The following is a 19,045-nucleotide window of genomic DNA, read 5'->3' on the forward strand; positions in this document are numbered from 1 at the left end:
TTTGCAGACCTTGAGTTCAACAGATATGAAAAAGCTACTGAAAATAACCACATTCCTGGGCATGGCCGGAACTGCGCTGATCGCACCATCCTGCCAGCTCGATGAAACAATTTACTCGTCTATCTACACCGAGGCGTTCTACAAAACCGCTGCCGATGCGGAGAAAGGACTGATCTCGGCCTATGGCGCTTTGGGCGGACTGGGCGGTGGCCCCGCGCTGACATTAATCGCCGACCTCAGCGACGATCAGACTTACCCGCGCGGTGTGGTGGGGCGTAATACGCTGACGCTCTTCACCTACGACGTCAACTATACGACGCAGAAAAGCAATGCGCGCACCAGTGAATCGCCGCAACAGATCTGGACTTCGTGTTATAACGGTATCGAAAAAACCAACTGGGTAATCGCCAAAGTACCGGATGCCAACATGGACGAGGCGCGCAAGAAGCAAATCATTGGAGAGGCTTATTTCCTACGGGCATTTTATCACTGGTTTTTAAGCAAAAATTTTGGTGATATCCCTGTCAAAATTACTCCCAGCTACACGGAAGCCGAAGCATTGACCGCCAAAAGCTCCAAAGCAGAGGTGTACAAACAGATTTACGCCGACCTCGATCAGGCACTGGCGGCGGGACTTGTCTCGTATCCGACAGTGGACAAAGGCCGTGTTGCCAAAGAGGTAGTGAGCGCATTGTATGCCAAAGCTGCATTGTACAATGAAGACTGGGCAAAGGCACTGGAAAAAGCCAAAGACGTGATCAACTCGGGTAAATATTCGCTTATGGCCGATGTCCGGGATGTATATAAATATGACAAGGAAGACGCCGCCAGGGTGGAAAATATGTGGGCATACGAAGCGGATCCTGTCTCCCCGGGCCTTGGTCACCAGCTGACCGGCCTTTGCGGCCCTCCGGGAAGTGCCGGCCTCGAATATGCCCGTACGTCTTTCGGCTCGATGTTCGCCTATGAGGCATTCTTCAAATCCTTCGACCCTACGGACAAACGCCGCACATTACTGGACACCAGCTACGTGAACAAAGCCGGTGTAACGGTGCCTCAGAAGAGCATTACACCCATTACCACCAAGGGTGTATTGATCAAAAAATACCAGGACCCGGTATCAACCGTCGGGCTCATCCCCAATATCCCCATTTTCCGCCTGCCGGATATGTACTTGATCGCCGCCGAAGCCGAGGCCCGGCTGAATGGTGCCTCAGCTGCCGCCTATGATTTTATCAACCCGGTCAGAAAACGGGCTGGCTTGCCGGATCTCAAAACCGGTTTATCCAAAGATGCATTTATCGAAGCGGTTTTACAGGAACGCGCCTGGGAGTTCTTCGCCGAAGGTGACCGTTGGTATGACCTTACCCGCACGGGCAAGTTCCTGACCGTTATTCCGAAAGCAGTCAACGACGTATATCCGACCCGCAATGTGACGGCCAAAAACAAATACTTCCCGATCCCGCTCGACGAGATCAATGCGAACCCGAAACTGGAACAGAATCCGGATTGGAAGTAGTGGTAACCGGAAGTAATTGTTGAAAATTTTTATCTGATGGTCAATGTATTTTTCTTCCTGGCAATGCTGACGGCCGCTCCTTTGCAAGACAATCCAAGGGAGCGGGTCAGGGAGTTCACGATAACGGAGAACGACACATTGACCTACACGCTGAAACTCGCGCTCGACGAAAAAGGGCAGCCGCAGTACTTCTTCAGGAACATTTTCACACCGGTTTGCTACACCAATGAATGCAAGCCGGTGTATATCAATTTTTACTGGGACCTGCTGGGCAACTACGAACGTTACGACCTACCCGAAGGGAAAGTGCTCACCAAAGTTGACCACGACGAATTCAAAGAAGCGGATTATGAGAAGCTGCGGGATATCCTCAGTCAGACCAACTCCATTTTCGCAGACCTGGAAATGGAAGACCTGATTACCAAAGGCACAGATAACCTCACCGATTCCGTCGACGCCAAGGCCGGTGCCACTTTGAAGACGATTAAAAATCAGGTCATCGACGGCGCAGTTTATACCTGCTACACCCTGTGGCACATCGCCTACGGAAAGGCTGTACCGGAAATAAAGAAAATCATCGAAAGCTACACCAGCGATGCGCTGCTCCACCGCTTTTTACAAAGCAGCAACCATCATTACCAGTACTGGGCGATGGCGAAAGTAATGAACAGCGACGGCCGGGTCGGGAAAGCATTTGAACAGGATATCCAGGCGATCATCGCTAGTAAAAACACGTTCATAGCCAAATATGCATTGCAGCGCGTAGAGAACGATTTCCTGAAAATGACCGAACGTCAAACCTGGCTTTGGGAAGTTTATCAGAAGACCTCATACAGCATGCAGATCGCGATTCTGAAAAAACTGGGTGCAATCCCACTCTCATCAAAACTGGCAGCCAACCTCCAAACCAACCTGGCTACCGCCAATGAAGAACAATCCCAACTAATCAAAAAACTGCTCCAAAAACCATGATATCTCCCCATACCGCCGGGTCTAAACCCGGCCTCCCCAACCCAGGGTTTCAACCCTGGGCCACCCGGGCCATCCGGGTCAGGACTACCTGGACTACCTGGGCTCCCCAGGCCATCCGACCCATCGGACCCATCCGATGCATGGCCTACTGCATCGTGATGCTCGCGATGTTCCTGGCGGCGGCTACCGCCTCTGCTCAAAACCACATCTTCGTGGAAACTGAATCCTTCGCCGACAAAGGCGGCTGGGTGATCGACCAGCAATCGTTTGTGGTCATGAACTCTTCCTATCTGATGGCACACGGGATGGGACGCCCGGTGAAGGATGCCACAACCACGGTAAAATTTCCTAAAACAGGCAAGTATCATCTGTGGGTGCGTACCAAGGATTGGGCACCGTTCCCGAAAGGCCCGGGCAAATTCCAGGTCATGATCGATGGGAAGTCCGTCGGGCAGACATTCGGTGAAAGTGGCTCTGACGCATGGAAATGGTATGACGGTGGCGTGATCGATATAAAAAACAGCGATACCAGGCTTGCGCTGAAAGACCTTACCGGCTTCAACGGCCGCTGCGACGCCCTTCTTTTTACCGATGACTTGAAATTCACACCGCCCAACGAGTTGGAAACATTAACTGCATTCCGCAAGAAACTGCTGAATATCACCGACAAACCCGCCGACGCGGGCCGGTTTGACCTGGTGGTAGTCGGTGGCGGCATTGCCGGAACCTGCGCGGCCATTTCGGCAGCCAGAATGGGCCTGACGGTCGCGCTGATTCAGGACCGGCCTGTGCTCGGAGGCAACAACAGTTCCGAAGTGCGGGTGCATTTGATGGGCGATGTAGATAAGAACCACTATCCCAAGCTTGGCCGCATTGTTCGCGAAATGGATAACGGCGACCCGGGTAATGGCAATCCCGACGCCAAAGAATATGGCGATGCACGCAAAATTTCTATCGTGAAGGCTGAACCGAATATTTCCCTTTTCCTCAACACACATGTTTACAAAGTGGAAAAGGAAAACGATATCATTACCGCCGTCGTAGGCCGTGACATTGCAACGAATCAGGAGCGGCGCTTTTCCGGATCATTCTTCTCCGATTGCACCGGCGACGGCACCGTGGGCTTCCTGGCCGGTGCCGAATTCCGGATGGGCCGTGAAAGCCAAGCTGAAACCGGCGAGTCGCTGGCGGCCGAAAAGTCCGATGATTTTACATTAGGCACTTCCAATCTGTGGGCTTCCGTGGACCGGGATACCGTTTCATCTTTCCCCGAAACGCCCTGGGCCATGCAGTTTTCCGACGAATACCACATCGACGAACCTAAATCCGACTGGCAATGGGAAACCGGTTTCGGGAATTTCAACACCATTACCCAGGCAGAGCAGATCCGCGACCATAACCTCCGCGCGATTTACGGCAACTGGTCCTATTTAAAAAAGAACAAACCTGCCAAATACGGCAAAAAAGAACTCGCCTGGGTGGCTTACATCGGCGGCAAACGCGAGTCGCGCAGGATTATCGGCGATCATATCCTGAACCAGATGGATATTCAGGAAGGCAAGTTTTATCCCGACGGCTCAGTGACAGCTACCTGGACGATCGACCTGCATTTCCCTGACGCCAAAAACAGCAAATACTTCGAAGGACAGGAGTTTTTTGCAGGAACCAAGCATATTAAAGTGGCGCCATACACTATCCCTTACCGTTGTTTGTATTCCAAGAACATCCAGAATCTCTTCATGGCCGGCCGCAACATCAGCACCACGCACGTGGCGTTCGGGAGCACGCGGGTCATGCGTACGTGCGGAATGATGGGCGAAGTAGTCGGTTTTGCATCCTATCTGGCGACCAAATACAAGACTACGCCCCGTGGAATTTATCAGGAACATTTACCTGAATTGACCGGGATACTCAAAGGTGAAACCCTCGCCCCACAACCCTGACCTGCTTTGAATAGCACTGCGATACATATTGCCGGAGTAATGTCCACCCTCCTTACGATGATGCTGCCGTTGGCGACAATGGCAGCTCGCGTGGGGGATGCTGATATGATCTCCATCGACGGCGAGGCGCAGGGCACAACCTACCATATCCGCTATTTCGACCCGGAAAACCGTAATTTCAAGCATACTATTGACTCCATTCTGACTGATTTTGATAAATGCCTCTCACTCTACCGGCCGGATTCGGAGCTTTCTGCATTTAATGCGAGCGCAAGGCATTCTTTCCGCTCGCCGTGGTTTTATGAAGTTTTGGTTAAATCAAAAGAAATTCATGAAGCGACAGGCGGTGCATTCGACCCTACGATCATGCCGCTTACGGAAGCTTATGGTTTTGGGAATAAAAAGAACATCGATCCGGAGAGTGTGAACGTGGATTCACTGCTGAAATGGGTTGGTTTTAAGCAAATTGAATTTAACAATAAGGAAGTAAGGACCCGCCCGGGCGTAAAGCTGGATTTTAATGGCATTGCGCAGGGTTATTCGGTGGATATCGTCGGAACATTTCTGAAAAGTCAGCATGTCAACCGCTTTATGGTCGAGATCGGCGGGGAAGTGCTTTGCTCGGGGATGAAAAACGGGGGTACCCGCTGGATAACCGGCATTGAAAACCCGCTTAAACCCGCTGCATTGGCAGCCACCGTACACCTTACCGACCGCGCCATGACCACCGCGGGCAATTACCGCAACCACATTACCCGCAACGGTATTACCTATAACCACATTATCGACCCGCGCACGGGCGGGATGGAACAGACACCGCTTCTGAGCGTAACGGTGTTTGCCAAAGACGCGATCACCGCCGACGGCTACGATACCGCATTCTTCGTCATGGGGCTAGAATCGACCAAAACCTTTTTAAAAAACCGGAAAGATATCGACGCGTACCTGCTTTACACCAATGAGGAAGGCCGGTTAATGTCCTTCGCAACCGACGGTATCAAAGACCTTATCCAGGAAAAATGAAACGAATAACCTTGTTACTACCGATTTTACTTAGCATTCTCACCGTTTTGCAAGCCCCGGCCCAGCGAACGTCTGTGAAAGCATTGACCAACAATTCCATTCGCGTCCAATGGCGCGAAACCGATGGTACATTGAAAATCGAGGAAGTTTCCGTGAACCAAAAAGGCCGGTGGACCAAGGTGGCGGCGCCATCCGGCGAGTATACTTTGCTGTATTCCGAAACCAAACCTTCCACCGAATCCGCCGAGACTTTTGAAAAGATCACCGGCGGCAAATTCCCGGAAGATGCCTACCATTACCAGCAAACCCAGTGGAAAGAAAGCACTACCGGCGTGGCATTAAACACCGCCGGCCAGGCCATCCATTTTTTCCCAAAAACGGGTGTTGCAAAAGATAACGGACTGGAATTCCAATCCGAAACCGACATTGCTACCGTCACGGCACATTGGCAGATCGACCCGCGTTTCCCGAATGATATTCAGGTAAAAATGACGCTGAATGCCAAGAAAAAGGGCTTTTTCTCGCTCGCTTCCCCTACCCTTGCCGCTTTGCCGCTGGAACAGATGAGCTGGGTGTCGGTACCGGGGTATTTTCAGGGGAATTTTATGCAAAAAAACTTTGCATTGGCCTATGCCTATGGCCACGGCATTCCCAACCGCCCGGTGGTATATCGCGAGCGTTGTGCCTCTACGCTGAGTCCGCTGGTGAGCAGCAAGGACGGCATTACCCTGTCGGTAGTTCCCGAACCCGGCCTCGCACGCGATCCGTGGGCGAAAGACCAGATCACGCAGATCGACTGGCATCTGGGCCTCTCGCATATGAACCGGAAGGCGCAGCTTTCGCCGACGTTGTATTACCCGGTTTTGGGAGAAGAAAAGTCGGAAATGGAGGCTGGGCAGTCGGTTTCCTACACTTTCCGTTACAGCCTCATCGCCGGCGACTGGTTTGAGGCTACCAAACATGCGGCCGTGGACATTTACAAATTCCGCGAAACCCTGGCGCTCCGGCAAAGTAAGCAGGCACTGACCGATCGCATCGAAAAAATGCACCATTACCTGACCGATCCCAAGACGTCGCTCTGGAATATCGAGGAGTTCAAAGGCAAGCAGATCGGCGCGCAGTCGTACCTCGGCGGCGTAGTCGGTTCCGATAAGGATGCGATGAAAAACTCGGATTACGGTGCCATGTGGATGCTCGCCAATGCCACCAAAGATCCCGAACTGACCCAAAAAGTGCTTCCGCCAGCCGAAAATTTCAAACTCGTGCAGCAGCAAACCGACGAAGGTTTCTTCAAAGGTGCCGTCGAGGGCCAGTATTATTTGGCCAAAAAGAAAAAGTTTGTTGAGGAATGGGGCGAGGTGGTGGAACCCATTGCATTAACCTATTATGTAATGCTCGATGTGGGCAATATGCTGCTTTTTGAACCCGACAATGCGGAATTGAAGGAACGGCTGCGCATCGGTGCGGAAAAGCTACTGAGCTGGCAGCGCGAAGACGGCAGCTTCGCCGTTGCCTACGATCGCAAAACCGAGCAGGAGATTTTTAAGGATATTAAGGATGTAAGACCGACTTTTTACGGTTTGATCGTCGCGCACCGCATTCTCAAAGACGAAAAATACCTGAAAGCCGCCGAAAAAGGGGCCGACTGGTTCCTCAAAAACGCTGTCGAAACAGGCGCCTTCCTGGGCGTATGCGGGGACGCGCGTTACGCACCCGACTTTGCAACCGGCCAGTCGGCGCAGGCATTGCTGGATTTGTTTGATTTAACCCAAAACAAAAAGTACCAGGAGGCTGCGATTGCCTGCGCGAAGATTTATACTTCGTCCATTTACACCCACCCTATTGCCGATCACAAACCCAAGACCGTGAATGGCGTTACCCGTGAGGACTGGGAGATCAGCCAAACCGGCCTCAGTTTCGAGCATGGCGGCATTTTCGGATCTGCCACACGCCACGGACCCATTCAGCTGGCGAGCCATGCGGGCCTGTTCATCCGCATTTACCAGCTTACGGGCGAGCAGCTTTTCGCGGATATGGCCCGTGCGTCGGCCATTGGCCGGGATGCATTCGTCGATAGCAAAACGAGCGTTGCTTCCTACTACTGGAACGCCATGAACCGCGGCGCAGGCCCCTACCCGCACCACGCGTGGTGGCAAGTCGGCTGGATTACCGATTACTTGCTCTCGGAAGCCGCATTGCGCTCGGATGGCAAAGTGCTGTTCCCGCGTGGTTTTGTGACGCCCAAAGTAGGCCCGCATCAGACGTACGGCTTCGCGCCCGGCACCGTTTTCGGCGATAAAGCCAGTTTAGTGATCAAAGAAGGCTTCGTCGCTGCCGACAGCCCGTCCATTGATCCTATCGTGTCAAAATCTGAAACAAAAAACACCTATTACATCACCCTGCTCAACAACAGCCCGCGACCCACGAGCTTCAACCTGAAAATCGACAACAGCAAAGTTTCCGAAAACAATGCGCCCGTAACCATGAAATGGGCCGAAACAAACCAAAAAGCCGCAATCACGAACATCAAGCTCCCCGCATTCGGAAGCAGGACGTTGGCTATAGGCTTTAAGCAATAAGCAATAGGCTTTAAGCTATATGCCGTAGGCCCTACGCATTAGAGAACCATAAACAACAACCATCAAGCTTATAGCCTATTGCTTACAGCTTACAGCCATCTTATGAACAACTCCACCGATACCATTGTCATTCTCGTATTCTCCGCATTCGTGATGGGCATCGGGATGCTTTTTGCCCGGACGGGGCGCAATCTGAAATCCTTTTTCGCGGGCGGCGAAGCGGTGCCGTGGTTCATCGGCGGACTCTCGCTGTTTATGAGCTTTTTCTCTGCCGGCACCTTTGTGGCCTGGGGTTCCATTGCCTACAAACACGGCTGGGTGGCCATTACCATTCAATGGACGATGTGCATCGGCGCGCTGATCACCGCTATTTACCTCGCCCCGCGCTGGAAACGCACCGGCGCGCTCACCGCCGCCGAGTTCATCCGCGAACGCCTCGGACTGCCGGTTCAAAAGACTTATATCTTCATTTTCACGCTGGTTTCGGTGTTTATTAAAGGCTCAGTGCTGTACCCGGTGGCCAAGCTGGTGAGTGCTTCGCTGGACCTGCCGCTGGTGCCCTGCACGATTGGTTTGGGGCTTTTTATGATTGCCTACACGGCGGTGGGTGGCCTTTGGGCGGTGATGGTGACGGACATTCTTCAATTTGTGGTGCTTTCCGCCGCGGTGTTCATCCTGCTTCCGCTTTCGTTCGACAAGGTTGGAGGCTGGGAAGGATTCACCAACAATATCCCCGATGACTTTTTCAATTTGCTCAATGGCGAATACACGCTCGGCTTCGTAGCCGCATTTGTGATTTACCACATTTGCTACATCGGCGGCAACTGGACGATGGTGCAGCGCTACACGAGTGTTGACAGTGAGAAATCGGCCAAAAAAGTGGCATTTCTCTTCGCAGGATTGTACCTGATCAGCCCGGTGATCTGGATGTTCCCGCCGATGATTTACAAGGCCATTAATCCTTCACTGACGGGCCTGGATACCGAGAATGCCTACCTGATGATCTGCAAACTCGTGCTGCCTCCCGGTCTGCTGGGCCTCATGCTGACAGGGATGTATTTTTCAACGTCTGCCAGCGCGAATACCGCTTTGAACGTGGTATCGGCGGTATTTACCAATGACATTTATAAAGGGATGGTGAACCCGGCAGCCTCCGATAAGCAACTGATCCGCGTCGCGCGCGGCTCGTCCTGGTTTTTTGGGCTGGGTATGATCGGCATTGCATTGCTGGTACCGTCTGCGGGAGGCATTGTCGAAGTGGTCCTAAGTATTTCGGCCATCTCTGGTGGCCCGCTTCTGGCTCCTCCGCTATGGGCATTGTTTTCCAAGAGACTCAATGGCCGGACCACACTCTGGATCACGAGCATCGGGTTATGTGTGAATTTGTTTTTCAAAACACTCGCCCCGACCCTGCTGGACTTCAAACTCTCCAGGGGAATGGAAACGATCGTTGGCGTCGGCCTGCCGCTGCTGCTGCTGCTCGCTTACGAACTTTGGGCACGATCCAAAGACATGATCGCCGATGAATACACGATTTATACACTTTCCAGGGACCAGCGGAGGCAGAATGCCGTGGAAATGGACGCGGAAGAAGCATTGGAAATCAAAAAGCAAAACCGTTTCGGATTGCAGGTAATCGCCGCGGCGCTGCTATTCACGGCAGTAATGCTGTTCATTCTGAGCTTTTTAACCACGGAGGGAACGTTGGTGACGGCGGGTGTGGCTGTGGTGGTGTTGATTTCGGCATTAATCCCGTTCAGCGCGGCCCGGAAGGTGAAGTTGACTACTATTGAGAATTCACCATTTGAAGAAACTCGTCTACCCTGATGACAGATAACCTGGGAAAATCAATGTCTTTAAGGATACTAATCAGCAGAACATTTGTATCGAGAACAATCCTCATTTGGAAGATTTGCTACGCATATGTTCCGATTTCCAGGACTCAACGGTTTGTTCGCTCCAATCATTCGCTTCCCACAGCCGATCCATTTCTGAATCAATTTTCCGCGCAAAATAATCAGCCAACATTTTCTGAATATCCCTTAACTGTTCATCAGAAACATTATAGGAATAAAGTTTCAGCAATTCACTTTGCAAGTTGCTCAAACGGGTAGGGACGGTGTGTGAAGTTGCCATATCTGAAATCGCTTTTTACAAAAAAAACAAAATTCAACCGCTAATAAAACAAAACCATAACCGAACGACATCCACATAATGAAACGCTTAGCCCTTTTTATCTTTTCAATATTACTAACACTTCATTGCACGAAGGTCGCAGCCCAGCTGAATGCAGCCCAACGGGATGCCGCCCAACGGGGCGCCGCCCAGTACCATATCCGGCAGCCCAATGCGATTCCGCTGCATGGTGAATGGTGGTTCCTGCTCGACCCGGCTGGGCTGGGTATCGCCAACCAGTGGTACCGCGACGGCATCGCACAGGAAAGTCGCCAGGATAAGGTGACGGTACCGCATTGTTTTTCGACGGACCCGCGCTACGATTTTTACACGGGGACGGCCTGGTACCGCAAGACTTTCGCCTGGAAACCGGTTTCAGGGAAAAGGGTGATCCTGCATTTCGACGGCGCCTATTATAAAACCAACGTATGGCTGAACGGCCAGAAGGTCGGCGAGCATGAGGGTGGTTACACGCCGTTCAGCTTCGATGTGACGGAGCAGTTGAAGGATGGCAACAACCTGCTGGTAGTGGCAGTCAATAACGATACCTGGAAGACAAATACGATCCCCGGCATTAAGGACAAGGGCGATATCAACGACGGATTTGTGGGTTGGGTGAACTATGGCGGCATTGTCAGGCCGGTTTACCTGACCATCGAGCCGGAGGTTTATACCGAGAATGTGAAGATCGAGACATTGCCCGATCTGGGTAAAGGTACTGCTGTGGTGACAGCCAAAGTGAGGGTCCGCAATGCGTCTGCAGGCGCTTCGTCTCCCAAGGTCGATCTGACGGTTTGGCAGGACAAAAAACCACTGACTTTGAAATGGAAAACCAAAACCACAAGCATACCGGCCGGACAAACGGCTATGCTGGAAGCCGAAGCAACGTTGGCGGCTGCACAGGTGAAGCTTTGGGATTTGGATCAACCTAATCTTTACGAACTGAAAACCGTCATCGGAACGGATACGCTTGCTTCGAATTTTGGGATCCGAAAAATTGAGGTGAGCGGAAGTCAGATTCTTTTGAACGGCAAACCGTTGAAAGTCGGGGGTGGCAATCGCGTGATCGACTATCCCGGACTAGGTTCACTGGAGCCTGATTGGTTAATTGAGAAGGACTTCCGTTTGATGAAAGAAGCGGGAATGGAGTTTCAGCGACTTACGCATTACACGCCTTCCGAATACTTCTATGACCTGGCCGACCGCTACGGCATGCTCATCATTACCGAAGCGGGTAACTGGCAGCTCACGCCAAAGCAAATGGATAATGATTCGATGCGCGTTAAGTTTCGAGCGCAGTTCCGTGAAATGGCCGAGCGTGACTGGAACCACCCGAGCGTGATTGCGTACAGCGTCGGGAATGAATATGGGTCTACCACTGCCGCCGGCCAGCGCTGGACGAAAGATATGATCGCCTACGCACGCGAGCTCGATCCCACGCGCCTCTACACATTTGCGAGCATGCTCCTGAATGCGTTCCCTCCCAAACCGGAGGACGAAGCCAGCCAGTATGTCGATTTTGTTTCTACCAATACTTATGGTAACCATGCCAAAGCGCTGGACCATATTCATCAGCTGTATCCGGACAAACCCATTTTCATCAGTGAATGGGGCACCCGTTCCGACGGTAAGGGAGGAGAAGCTTTTCAGGCTCAGCATATCAGCGATGTAATGGCGGAAGTCAGGAAAAGGCCTTATGTGGTGGCTACATCCTGGTGGACCTACAACGATTATCGCAGCAAGCTGTTCGGCACGAACGTCAATGGTTTCCGCCCGTGGGGTATCGTGGGTCCGGAACGTTCACCGAGACCCGCCTACGCAGTCCACCAGAAAGAACTGTCACCGCTGACAGTTGAAAAGGTGAGTTTCAAACCAGGTGAACAAGGCGTGCACCACCTCACGGTAAAGGTAACGGCACGCGGAGACTTCCCGGCACGTGCCCTGAAAAGCTACCTGCTGAAATCCGGCACCGCAACCATCGCATTACCGGACCTCAACCCGGGCGAGCATAAGGAAATCAACATTCCGGTGCGCGGTTTTGAAAAACAATTATCTATAACCATTCTCAAACCCACCGGTTTTGTCACGACCGAAACCGATATCGAACTGAAATAATCAATCGCATGACAGCAAGGTTGTGCAACCTATGACATAAACTATCTGACGAAATGATAATCGGAGAATCAACACACAAAAGAGAACCAAAAACCATTGCGATTGCCGCAGACCTTGTGATCACGGGAGGAGGCTTGACAGGTACCTGCGGGGCCATTACGGCAGCGCGCGCAGGACTGAAGGTCGTGCTGGTACAAGACAGGCCTGTACTGGGCGGCAACTGTTCCAGCGAAGTCAGGTTATGGATACTGGGCGCAACTTCACACATGGGCAACAACAACCGCTGGGCGCGCGAAGGCGGGGTCATTGATGAGATCATGCTTGAAAATGCCTTCCGGAACCCCGATGGCAATCCCCTGATATTTGATACGGTGCTATTGGAAAAGGTGACCCTGGAGGAAAATATCACGCTACTCCTGAACACGGCAGTATATGATCTTGATAAAACACAAAATGAGGGGACCGACCGGATCGAATCCCTGCAGGCATTTTGCAGCCAGAACAGTACCCGGTACAAATTGTCTGCACCGCTGTTCTGCGACGCTTCGGGTGACGGTATCGTGGGCTTCCTGGCCGGCGCCGCATTCCGGATGGGGGCCGAGTCGATGGACGAGTTCGGGGAGAAATTCGCACCAGACAAGTCCTATGGCGAACTACTGGGACATTCCATGTATTTTTATTCCAAAGACATAGGCCGTCCGGTAAAGTTTGTGCCTCCGTCCTTCGCATTGCAGGACATTACTGAAATACCCCGCCATAAAACTTTCAACCCCAAAGATTTTGGTTGCCGGCTCTGGTGGCTCGAATACGGCGGCCGGCTGGATACCGTGCACGATACGGAGCAGATCAAATGGGAACTCTGGAAAGTCGTGTATGGCGCATGGAACTATATCAAAAACTCTGGTGAGTTCCCGGAAGCCGAAAACATGACCCTCGAATGGGTCGGTGCCATTCCGGGGAAGCGTGAGAGCCGGCGGTTCGAAGGGGATTATCTGCTCAGACAGCAAGACGTAGTAGAACAAAAAACCTTTCACGATACCGTTGCATTCGGCGGCTGGAGCCTAGACCTTCACCCTGCCGACGGTGTATACAGCGACCAGGCTGGCTGTAATCAGTGGCACAGTAAAGGCGTTTACAGCATCCCCTACCGATGCTTTTATAGCAAAAACATTGATAACCTCTTTATCGCCGGCCGGATCATCAGCGCAACGCACGTAGCATTTGCATCCACGCGCGTCATGGCCACCAGCGCTACCGGGGGCCAGGCCGTGGCAATCGCCGCGGCGGTAGCTAAAAGGTACAACTGCTCGCCACGGGAAGTGGGTGAAGAGCATTTGGAAGAACTGCAACTGGAATTGTGGCGCTCGGGCCAGTATTTGCCTCAAACTAAGGTTTCTGACCCGGAAAACCTGGTCGCCAGGGCGCAGATCCGGGCCTCATCCGCGTTGGAGTTGAAGGAACTGCCGGGGTCCGACGAATGGAAGGTCATCGCGCATTCAGTTGCTCAAATGCTGCCAGTAAGAGGCAAAATGCCTGCTGTAAGCATTTGGGTAGAGGCTTTACAGGATACGGAACTCGTTTCGGAACTACGAAAAAGCAGCAAGCCATTTAACCACACACCTGACCTGACACTCGAAACCCGGACCGTCCGGCTCGTTGCGGGTAAACATGAGGTCGTGCTGGACTGGAATTCGCACTTCGATGAAGAATGCTATGCATTTGTGTGCTTTCTGAAAAATGAACAGGTGCGCATCCAATACAGCGAACAACGCGTGACCGGGCTGGTTACCGTCTTCAACGCAACCAATCCGGCCGTTTCAAATTACGGAAAGCAGGAGCCATCAGAAGACCTCGGCGTGGATACCTTCGAATTCTGGTGCCCGCAACGCCGTCCTGCGGGACAGAACCTGGCATTTACATTAAGCGAACCCATCCAACTTTTTGGAACCGAAAACCTTCGCAATGGCCTGCACCGCCCTGTTGCCGGGCCGAATGCATGGGTGGCTGATATGAGTGACCGCAATCCGGAACTGGATATTCAATGGGATGATAGTCAAAGCATTTCCAAAATCGATTTCGTATTCGACACCGATTTCGACCACCCGATGGAGAACGTGATTTACGTTCATCCCGAAACTGTAATGCCCTTCTGTGCGCAGGATATTGAAGTGCTGGATGATGCAGGTAACGTCATTGGAACAATAAATGACAACCACCTGACCAAAAAAACACTGGCGTTCCCCAAGCCTTTAACGACGCGCTCGCTGAAAATCAGGCTGCAAAACAGCCATGCGCACGTGCCGGTGTCGCTCATGGAAGTCCGGTGCTATTAAGCCGGCTTCCTTTTTTATTCTTTGAAAACTAACAATTTGATCTTAAATTTGCCGACCTGAAATAGCAAACATTAGTTTGCTATTTTCTTGGAAGTTTACTCTACAATAATAGTATACTACATAGACTTTGAAGGAAGCGGCGGATTTTACACCCTCAACTGAAAACAACGAGAATAATTGGGAATCTCTCCACGTAGCTTATATCGCAAGTGGTGATCCTGAGGAAGATCGGCGTTTGGCTGCGCTTGCGCGGGAGCAGGGACAGCTCGTTTTCCTGCGTGATTTACCGGAAGAATCGGACGCGCCTTTCCAAAATGGAGTGCCGCTGACCGGTGAGTTGAAATCCGTCACTCCGGCTTCCAGAAATAATACAAAAACGCCGCTTACCTGGGAAAGCATCCAGCAAAAGCTCTGGGCTACTACGATACGCAAGCGGAGCCGGACGGAGATCGCCGTCAATATATTCTCCGCGCTGGCGTTGATGATAATTGGTCACCTCCTTTTTACCTTCTTTACCTACGACAGGCTCACCGTCCTCTGGAATGACCTGGAGTTGAATGAAAGCTTCTTTTATTATGTGCTCGGCGGATTTGTTGCCCAGATGATCGACGGCGCCCTGGGAATGGCGTATGGAGTTACAGCTTCCACCTTCCTGCTGACGCTCGGTGTTCCGCCTTCGGCTGTGAGTGCCAGCGTACACACTTCGGAAATCTTTACCAGTGGCGTTTCAGGCTATATGCACCTGAAATTCGGGAATGTGAACAGCAAACTTTTCAAGAAGATCCTGTTTCCCGGCGTGCTTGGCGCGATTGTCGGAGCCTATGCACTCTCTTCCCTCGAACAATATATTTACATTATTAAGCCATTGGTGGCAATATATACGCTGATCCTGGGAATCCTTATTATCCAGAAAGCGTTAAAGAAACGAGTTGAAAAAAAGCCGATCAGGAAGATTGGCTGGCTGGCGATGGCAGGCGGAACGCTGGATTCCATCGGTGGAGGCGGTTGGGGGCCGATCGTGACATCGACATTGATTGCACGCGGAAGGCATCCCAAGTACACCATCGGTTCCGTAAACCTGGCAGAGTTCTTCGTGTCGCTGGCAAGCTCGGTTACATTCATCAGCATTATCGGATTTTCGCACTGGCAGGTGGTGCTTGGCCTTATCCTTGGTGGTATGGTCTCCGCGCCCATCGCCGCCACACTATCCCGCCGCTTACCGATCAAAACCATGATGATCATGGTAGGGACGATCGTCATCATCGTAAGCGTGAGGATTATCTATATGGTTTTAAGCAATTTGTAAAAGTACCGGAGTATTCCGGGTAGTCATCAATTATAGTCAAATGCTGATCGCCGACAGCCGACAGCCGAAGTTTCCACATCATGAAAAAACAAACCAAAGCGATACGCACCCAAACCGGTAAAACCAAGTATCGCGAGCACTCGACTCCCCTTTTCCTGACCAGCAGCTTCACATTTGAAAGCGCGGAGCAGGGAAAAGCGCTTTTTGAAGAAACCGAGGAAGGTAACATTTACAGCCGTTTCTCGAATCCGAGCGTGCAGGAGTTTGTGGATAAGGTTTGTATCCTGGAAGATTGTGAAGACGGCGTAGCCACTGCAACGGGCATGGCGGCCGTGTTTGCGAGTATGGCTGCATTGCTGAAAACCGGGGACCACATTCTGGCCTGCCGCGCATTATTCGGTTCTGCGCACCAGGTAATTACGCAGATTTTGAGCAAATGGGGCATTACACACACTTACCTGGATGCGGACGCCAGCGAAGCCGACTGGGAAGCTGCCGTGCAGCCTAATACCCGGATGATCTATCTCGAAACACCTTCCAATCCTGGTCTGGATCTGGTAGACCTGGCGATGATCGGCCGCATTGCCAAGAAACACAACATTATTTTCAACGTAGATAACTGCTTTGCCTCGCCCGCATTGCAAACGCCGGCCGATTTCGGTGCCGACCTCGTGTTGCATTCCGCCACGAAGTTCATGGACGGTCAAGGCCGCGTTTTGGGTGGAGTAGTTGTAGGTAAAAAAGAATATATCAAGGAGTTACGCTTCTTCTGCCGCCAGACAGGGCCGTCGATGTCGCCATTCAACGCCTGGGTTCTCAGCAAAAGCCTTGAAACTCTGAATTTGAGGATGGAGAAACATTCTTCCAATGCATTGGCGCTGGCAACGGCTTTGGACAAGCACCCGGATGTAAAATCCGTGAAGTACCCCTTCCTGGAATCGCATCCGCAACATCAGCTGGCCAAACAACAAATGAAAGCCGGCGGCGCCATTGTGACGATCGAATTGGAAGGCGGTTTCGAGCGGGTAGCGGCATTCATGGACGCATTAGAGATCGCATCGCTGTCATCGAACCTCGGAGACACCCGCACGATCGTCACCAACCCGAACACGACAACCCACGCGAAATTGAAGCCCGAAGAAAAAGTTGCATTAGGCATTACCGAAGGTTTGATCCGCATTTCAGTAGGTTTGGAAGACATCGAAGACCTCATCGAGGATTTCACGCAAGCGGTGGAAGTGTCGGTGAAAAGTGATATATTGGAGTAAGCATTAAAGTGGGTTGCAGACCAACCCGACAATTCACCATGAACGAAACATTAGCATCTTTAAACGCTGCCATCGAAGGCAAAAGTGAGATTGAGTCGCTGGCGATACTGGCGGATCTGTTTCCCGGCGAAGTCGTTTTTTCAACCAGCCTGGGTTATGAAGACCAGGTGATCAGCGACCTCATTTTAAAGAATAATATCAATATCGGCATCTTCACACTGGATACCGGGCGGCTTTTCGCAGAGACTTATATGACTTTGCAAAAAACCAACAACCGCTACGATACCAAAGTGAAGGTATACTATCCGCAAACGGAAGCCGTGGAGCAAATGGTAAGTACCAAAGGTCCGCTCAGTTTCTACGAATCCATTGAAAACCGTAAAGAATGCTGCTTTATCCGCAAAGTAGAGCCGCTGAACCGTGCATTGAAAGGTGCGAAAATCTGGGTGACCGGTATCCGGGCAGAACAGTCAGGTAATCGTCATGATATGCCGAGGCTGGAATGGGACGAAGGCCATCAGTTGGTGAAATTCCACCCGATACTGGATTGGACTTTTGACGAAGTGAAGCAATATGTAAAATCCAATGGGCTTCCTTATAATCCCTTGCATGACAAAGGCTTTGTGAGCATTGGCTGCGCGCCCTGTACCCGTGCGATCCAGGAAGGGGAAGATTTCCGCGCTGGTCGCTGGTGGTGGGAAGATGAGTCGAAGAAAGAATGTGGGTTGCACGCGAAGTAGCAATATGCTATAAGCTTTAAGCCGTAAGCAATTGACTTTAAGCTTACAGCATATAGCTTAAAACCCATTTAACATTTAAATCAATAACCAAAAATATGTCAATTTCAGTGAAAGAGGCCTCCGAAATCAATCGTGAGATCAATGAACGCAGAGCTCCGGATTATCTGGATCAGCTGGAAGCAGAGGCCATTTACATTATGCGTGAAGTAGCCGGCCAGTTTGAGCGCCCTGCCTTGTTGTTCTCAGGAGGAAAAGACTCTATTACATTGGTTCATTTGGCTAAAAAAGCATTCGCACCAGGCAAGATCCCTTTTCCCCTCGTGCATATCGATACCGGTCACAACTTTATAGAGGCGATTGAATACCGGGATGAGCTGGCTGAAAAAACCAACGCAAAACTGATCGTTCGCTACGTGGAGGATACGATCAAGGCCAAAGGACTGAAAGAACAGACAGGCAAGAATGCAAGCCGTAACTGGTTGCAGACCTTCACCCTGCTGGACACTATTGAAGAATTTGAATTTGATGCTTGTATAGGCGGTGCACGCCGTGACGAAGAAAAGGCACGCGCGAAAGAACGTATCTTCTCATTCCGTGACGAGTTTGGTCAATGGGATCCCAAACGCCAGCGTCCTGAACTCTGGAACCTGTTCAATGGCCGCATTCAGAAAGGCGAGAACGTACGCGTATTCCCGATCTCGAACTGGACGGAGCTGGATGTGTGGGCTTACCTGAAAAGGGAAGGTATCGAACTACCATCCATTTATTTCTCACACGAGCGCGAGCTGATCTTACGCGACGGCAAACTGCTGAACAACACGCCGGTAATCGAACCTGATCCGGAAGATCAGATCGTAACCCGCCAGGTACGTTTCCGGACTGTCGGTGATATGACCTGTACCGCGGCAGTAGAATCCAGCGCAGCAACATTGGACGAGGTTATCGCTGAAATCACCATATCGCGTATCAGCGAACGTGGCGAAACCCGCATCGACGACCAGCAGACAGAAGCGGCAATGGAAGACCGGAAGAAGGGCGGATATTTTTAAGAATGGGAGAAAGGAGGATGGAG

The 19,045-nt window shown here is 51.6% G+C and carries 13 protein-coding genes; 12 read left to right on the top strand and 1 reads right to left on the bottom strand.

Annotated elements, in window-relative coordinates; translation table 11 throughout:
* The first annotated feature begins 25 nt into the window (after positions 1–25).
* The 6 genes from BP71_RS16425 to BP71_RS16450 all read left to right on the top strand — a co-directional run bounded on the left by BP71_RS16425 (position 26) and on the right by BP71_RS16450 (position 9,863).
* Complete coding sequence (locus BP71_RS16425) at positions 26–1,519, top strand: RagB/SusD family nutrient uptake outer membrane protein (protein WP_496381066.1); 1,494 nt, start codon at positions 26–28, stop codon at positions 1,517–1,519.
* A gap of 36 nt (positions 1,520–1,555) precedes the next feature.
* Entirely contained in the window at positions 1,556–2,491 is a 936-nt protein-coding gene (locus tag BP71_RS16430; RefSeq protein ID WP_496381068.1) for a hypothetical protein, read from the top strand.
* A gap of 140 nt (positions 2,492–2,631) precedes the next feature.
* The gene (locus tag BP71_RS16435) at positions 2,632–4,434 is read left to right on the top strand and encodes an FAD-dependent oxidoreductase (RefSeq protein WP_496381851.1); all 1,803 of its coding nucleotides are present in this window, start codon (positions 2,632–2,634) and stop codon (positions 4,432–4,434) included.
* Positions 4,435–4,473: 39 nt separating this feature from the next.
* Positions 4,474–5,457, top strand: coding sequence for an FAD:protein FMN transferase (locus BP71_RS16440; protein ID WP_496381070.1), 984 nt, complete (start codon positions 4,474–4,476; stop codon positions 5,455–5,457).
* Positions 5,454–8,036: a glycoside hydrolase family protein gene (locus tag BP71_RS16445; protein WP_496381072.1), complete on the top strand. Its 2,583-nt coding sequence runs from the start codon at positions 5,454–5,456 to the stop codon at positions 8,034–8,036. The genes BP71_RS16440 and BP71_RS16445 overlap by 4 nt, the downstream gene beginning before the upstream one ends.
* A gap of 102 nt (positions 8,037–8,138) precedes the next feature.
* Positions 8,139–9,863 (top strand): sodium:solute symporter family protein, encoded by a 1,725-nt coding sequence (locus BP71_RS16450; protein WP_496381074.1) that lies wholly within the window; start codon positions 8,139–8,141, stop codon positions 9,861–9,863.
* Between the two features lie 72 nt (positions 9,864–9,935).
* Here the strand turns inward: BP71_RS16450 and BP71_RS16455 are convergent, their stop codons facing one another.
* Complete coding sequence (locus tag BP71_RS16455) at positions 9,936–10,172, bottom strand: DUF8507 family protein (protein WP_496381076.1); 237 nt, start codon at positions 10,170–10,172, stop codon at positions 9,936–9,938.
* A 78-nt stretch (positions 10,173–10,250) separates the two neighbouring features.
* Between BP71_RS16455 and BP71_RS16460 the strand changes: the two genes are divergently transcribed.
* The 6 genes from BP71_RS16460 to cysD all read left to right on the top strand — a co-directional run bounded on the left by BP71_RS16460 (position 10,251) and on the right by cysD (position 19,022).
* On the top strand, positions 10,251–12,326 hold the full coding sequence (locus BP71_RS16460; RefSeq protein WP_496381078.1) for a glycoside hydrolase family 2 protein: 2,076 nt from the start codon (positions 10,251–10,253) through the stop codon (positions 12,324–12,326).
* A 53-nt stretch (positions 12,327–12,379) separates the two neighbouring features.
* Complete coding sequence (locus BP71_RS16465; protein WP_496381080.1) at positions 12,380–14,659, top strand: FAD-dependent oxidoreductase; 2,280 nt, start codon at positions 12,380–12,382, stop codon at positions 14,657–14,659.
* A 127-nt stretch (positions 14,660–14,786) separates the two neighbouring features.
* Positions 14,787–15,965: a TSUP family transporter gene (locus BP71_RS16470; protein ID WP_496381082.1), complete on the top strand. Its 1,179-nt coding sequence runs from the start codon at positions 14,787–14,789 to the stop codon at positions 15,963–15,965.
* 80 nt (positions 15,966–16,045) lie between these two features.
* Positions 16,046–17,233 (top strand): trans-sulfuration enzyme family protein, encoded by a 1,188-nt coding sequence (locus tag BP71_RS16475; protein WP_496381084.1) that lies wholly within the window; start codon positions 16,046–16,048, stop codon positions 17,231–17,233.
* A gap of 38 nt (positions 17,234–17,271) precedes the next feature.
* Entirely contained in the window at positions 17,272–17,973 is a 702-nt protein-coding gene (locus tag BP71_RS16480) for a phosphoadenylyl-sulfate reductase (protein ID WP_496381086.1), read from the top strand.
* Positions 17,974–18,068: 95 nt separating this feature from the next.
* Positions 18,069–19,022 (top strand): sulfate adenylyltransferase subunit CysD, encoded by a 954-nt coding sequence (gene cysD, locus BP71_RS16485; RefSeq protein ID WP_496381088.1) that lies wholly within the window; start codon positions 18,069–18,071, stop codon positions 19,020–19,022.
* The last annotated feature ends 23 nt before the right edge of the window (positions 19,023–19,045 follow it).

Source organism: Dyadobacter ginsengisoli DSM 21015 (genome assembly GCF_059568735.1).

Excerpts from the sequence above, each read along its gene's own strand:
- BP71_RS16450 (WP_496381074.1), top strand. The coding sequence starts at position 8,139 with ATGAACAACTCCACCGATACCATTGTCATTCTCGTATTCTCCGCATTC.
- BP71_RS16460 (WP_496381078.1), top strand. The coding sequence starts at position 10,251 with ATGAAACGCTTAGCCCTTTTTATCTTTTCAATATTACTAACACTTCAT.
- BP71_RS16475 (WP_496381084.1), top strand. The coding sequence starts at position 16,046 with ATGAAAAAACAAACCAAAGCGATACGCACCCAAACCGGTAAAACCAAG.
- cysD (WP_496381088.1), top strand. The coding sequence starts at position 18,069 with ATGTCAATTTCAGTGAAAGAGGCCTCCGAAATCAATCGTGAGATCAAT.
- BP71_RS16480 (WP_496381086.1), top strand. The coding sequence starts at position 17,272 with ATGAACGAAACATTAGCATCTTTAAACGCTGCCATCGAAGGCAAAAGT.
- BP71_RS16430 (WP_496381068.1), top strand. The coding sequence starts at position 1,556 with ATGGTCAATGTATTTTTCTTCCTGGCAATGCTGACGGCCGCTCCTTTG.
- BP71_RS16465 (WP_496381080.1), top strand. The coding sequence starts at position 12,380 with ATGATAATCGGAGAATCAACACACAAAAGAGAACCAAAAACCATTGCG.
- BP71_RS16435 (WP_496381851.1), top strand. The coding sequence starts at position 2,632 with ATGGCCTACTGCATCGTGATGCTCGCGATGTTCCTGGCGGCGGCTACC.
- BP71_RS16445 (WP_496381072.1), top strand. The coding sequence starts at position 5,454 with ATGAAACGAATAACCTTGTTACTACCGATTTTACTTAGCATTCTCACC.
- BP71_RS16425 (WP_496381066.1), top strand. The coding sequence starts at position 26 with ATGAAAAAGCTACTGAAAATAACCACATTCCTGGGCATGGCCGGAACT.
- BP71_RS16455 (WP_496381076.1), bottom strand. The coding sequence starts at position 10,172 with ATGGCAACTTCACACACCGTCCCTACCCGTTTGAGCAACTTGCAAAGT.
- BP71_RS16440 (WP_496381070.1), top strand. The coding sequence starts at position 4,474 with ATGTCCACCCTCCTTACGATGATGCTGCCGTTGGCGACAATGGCAGCT.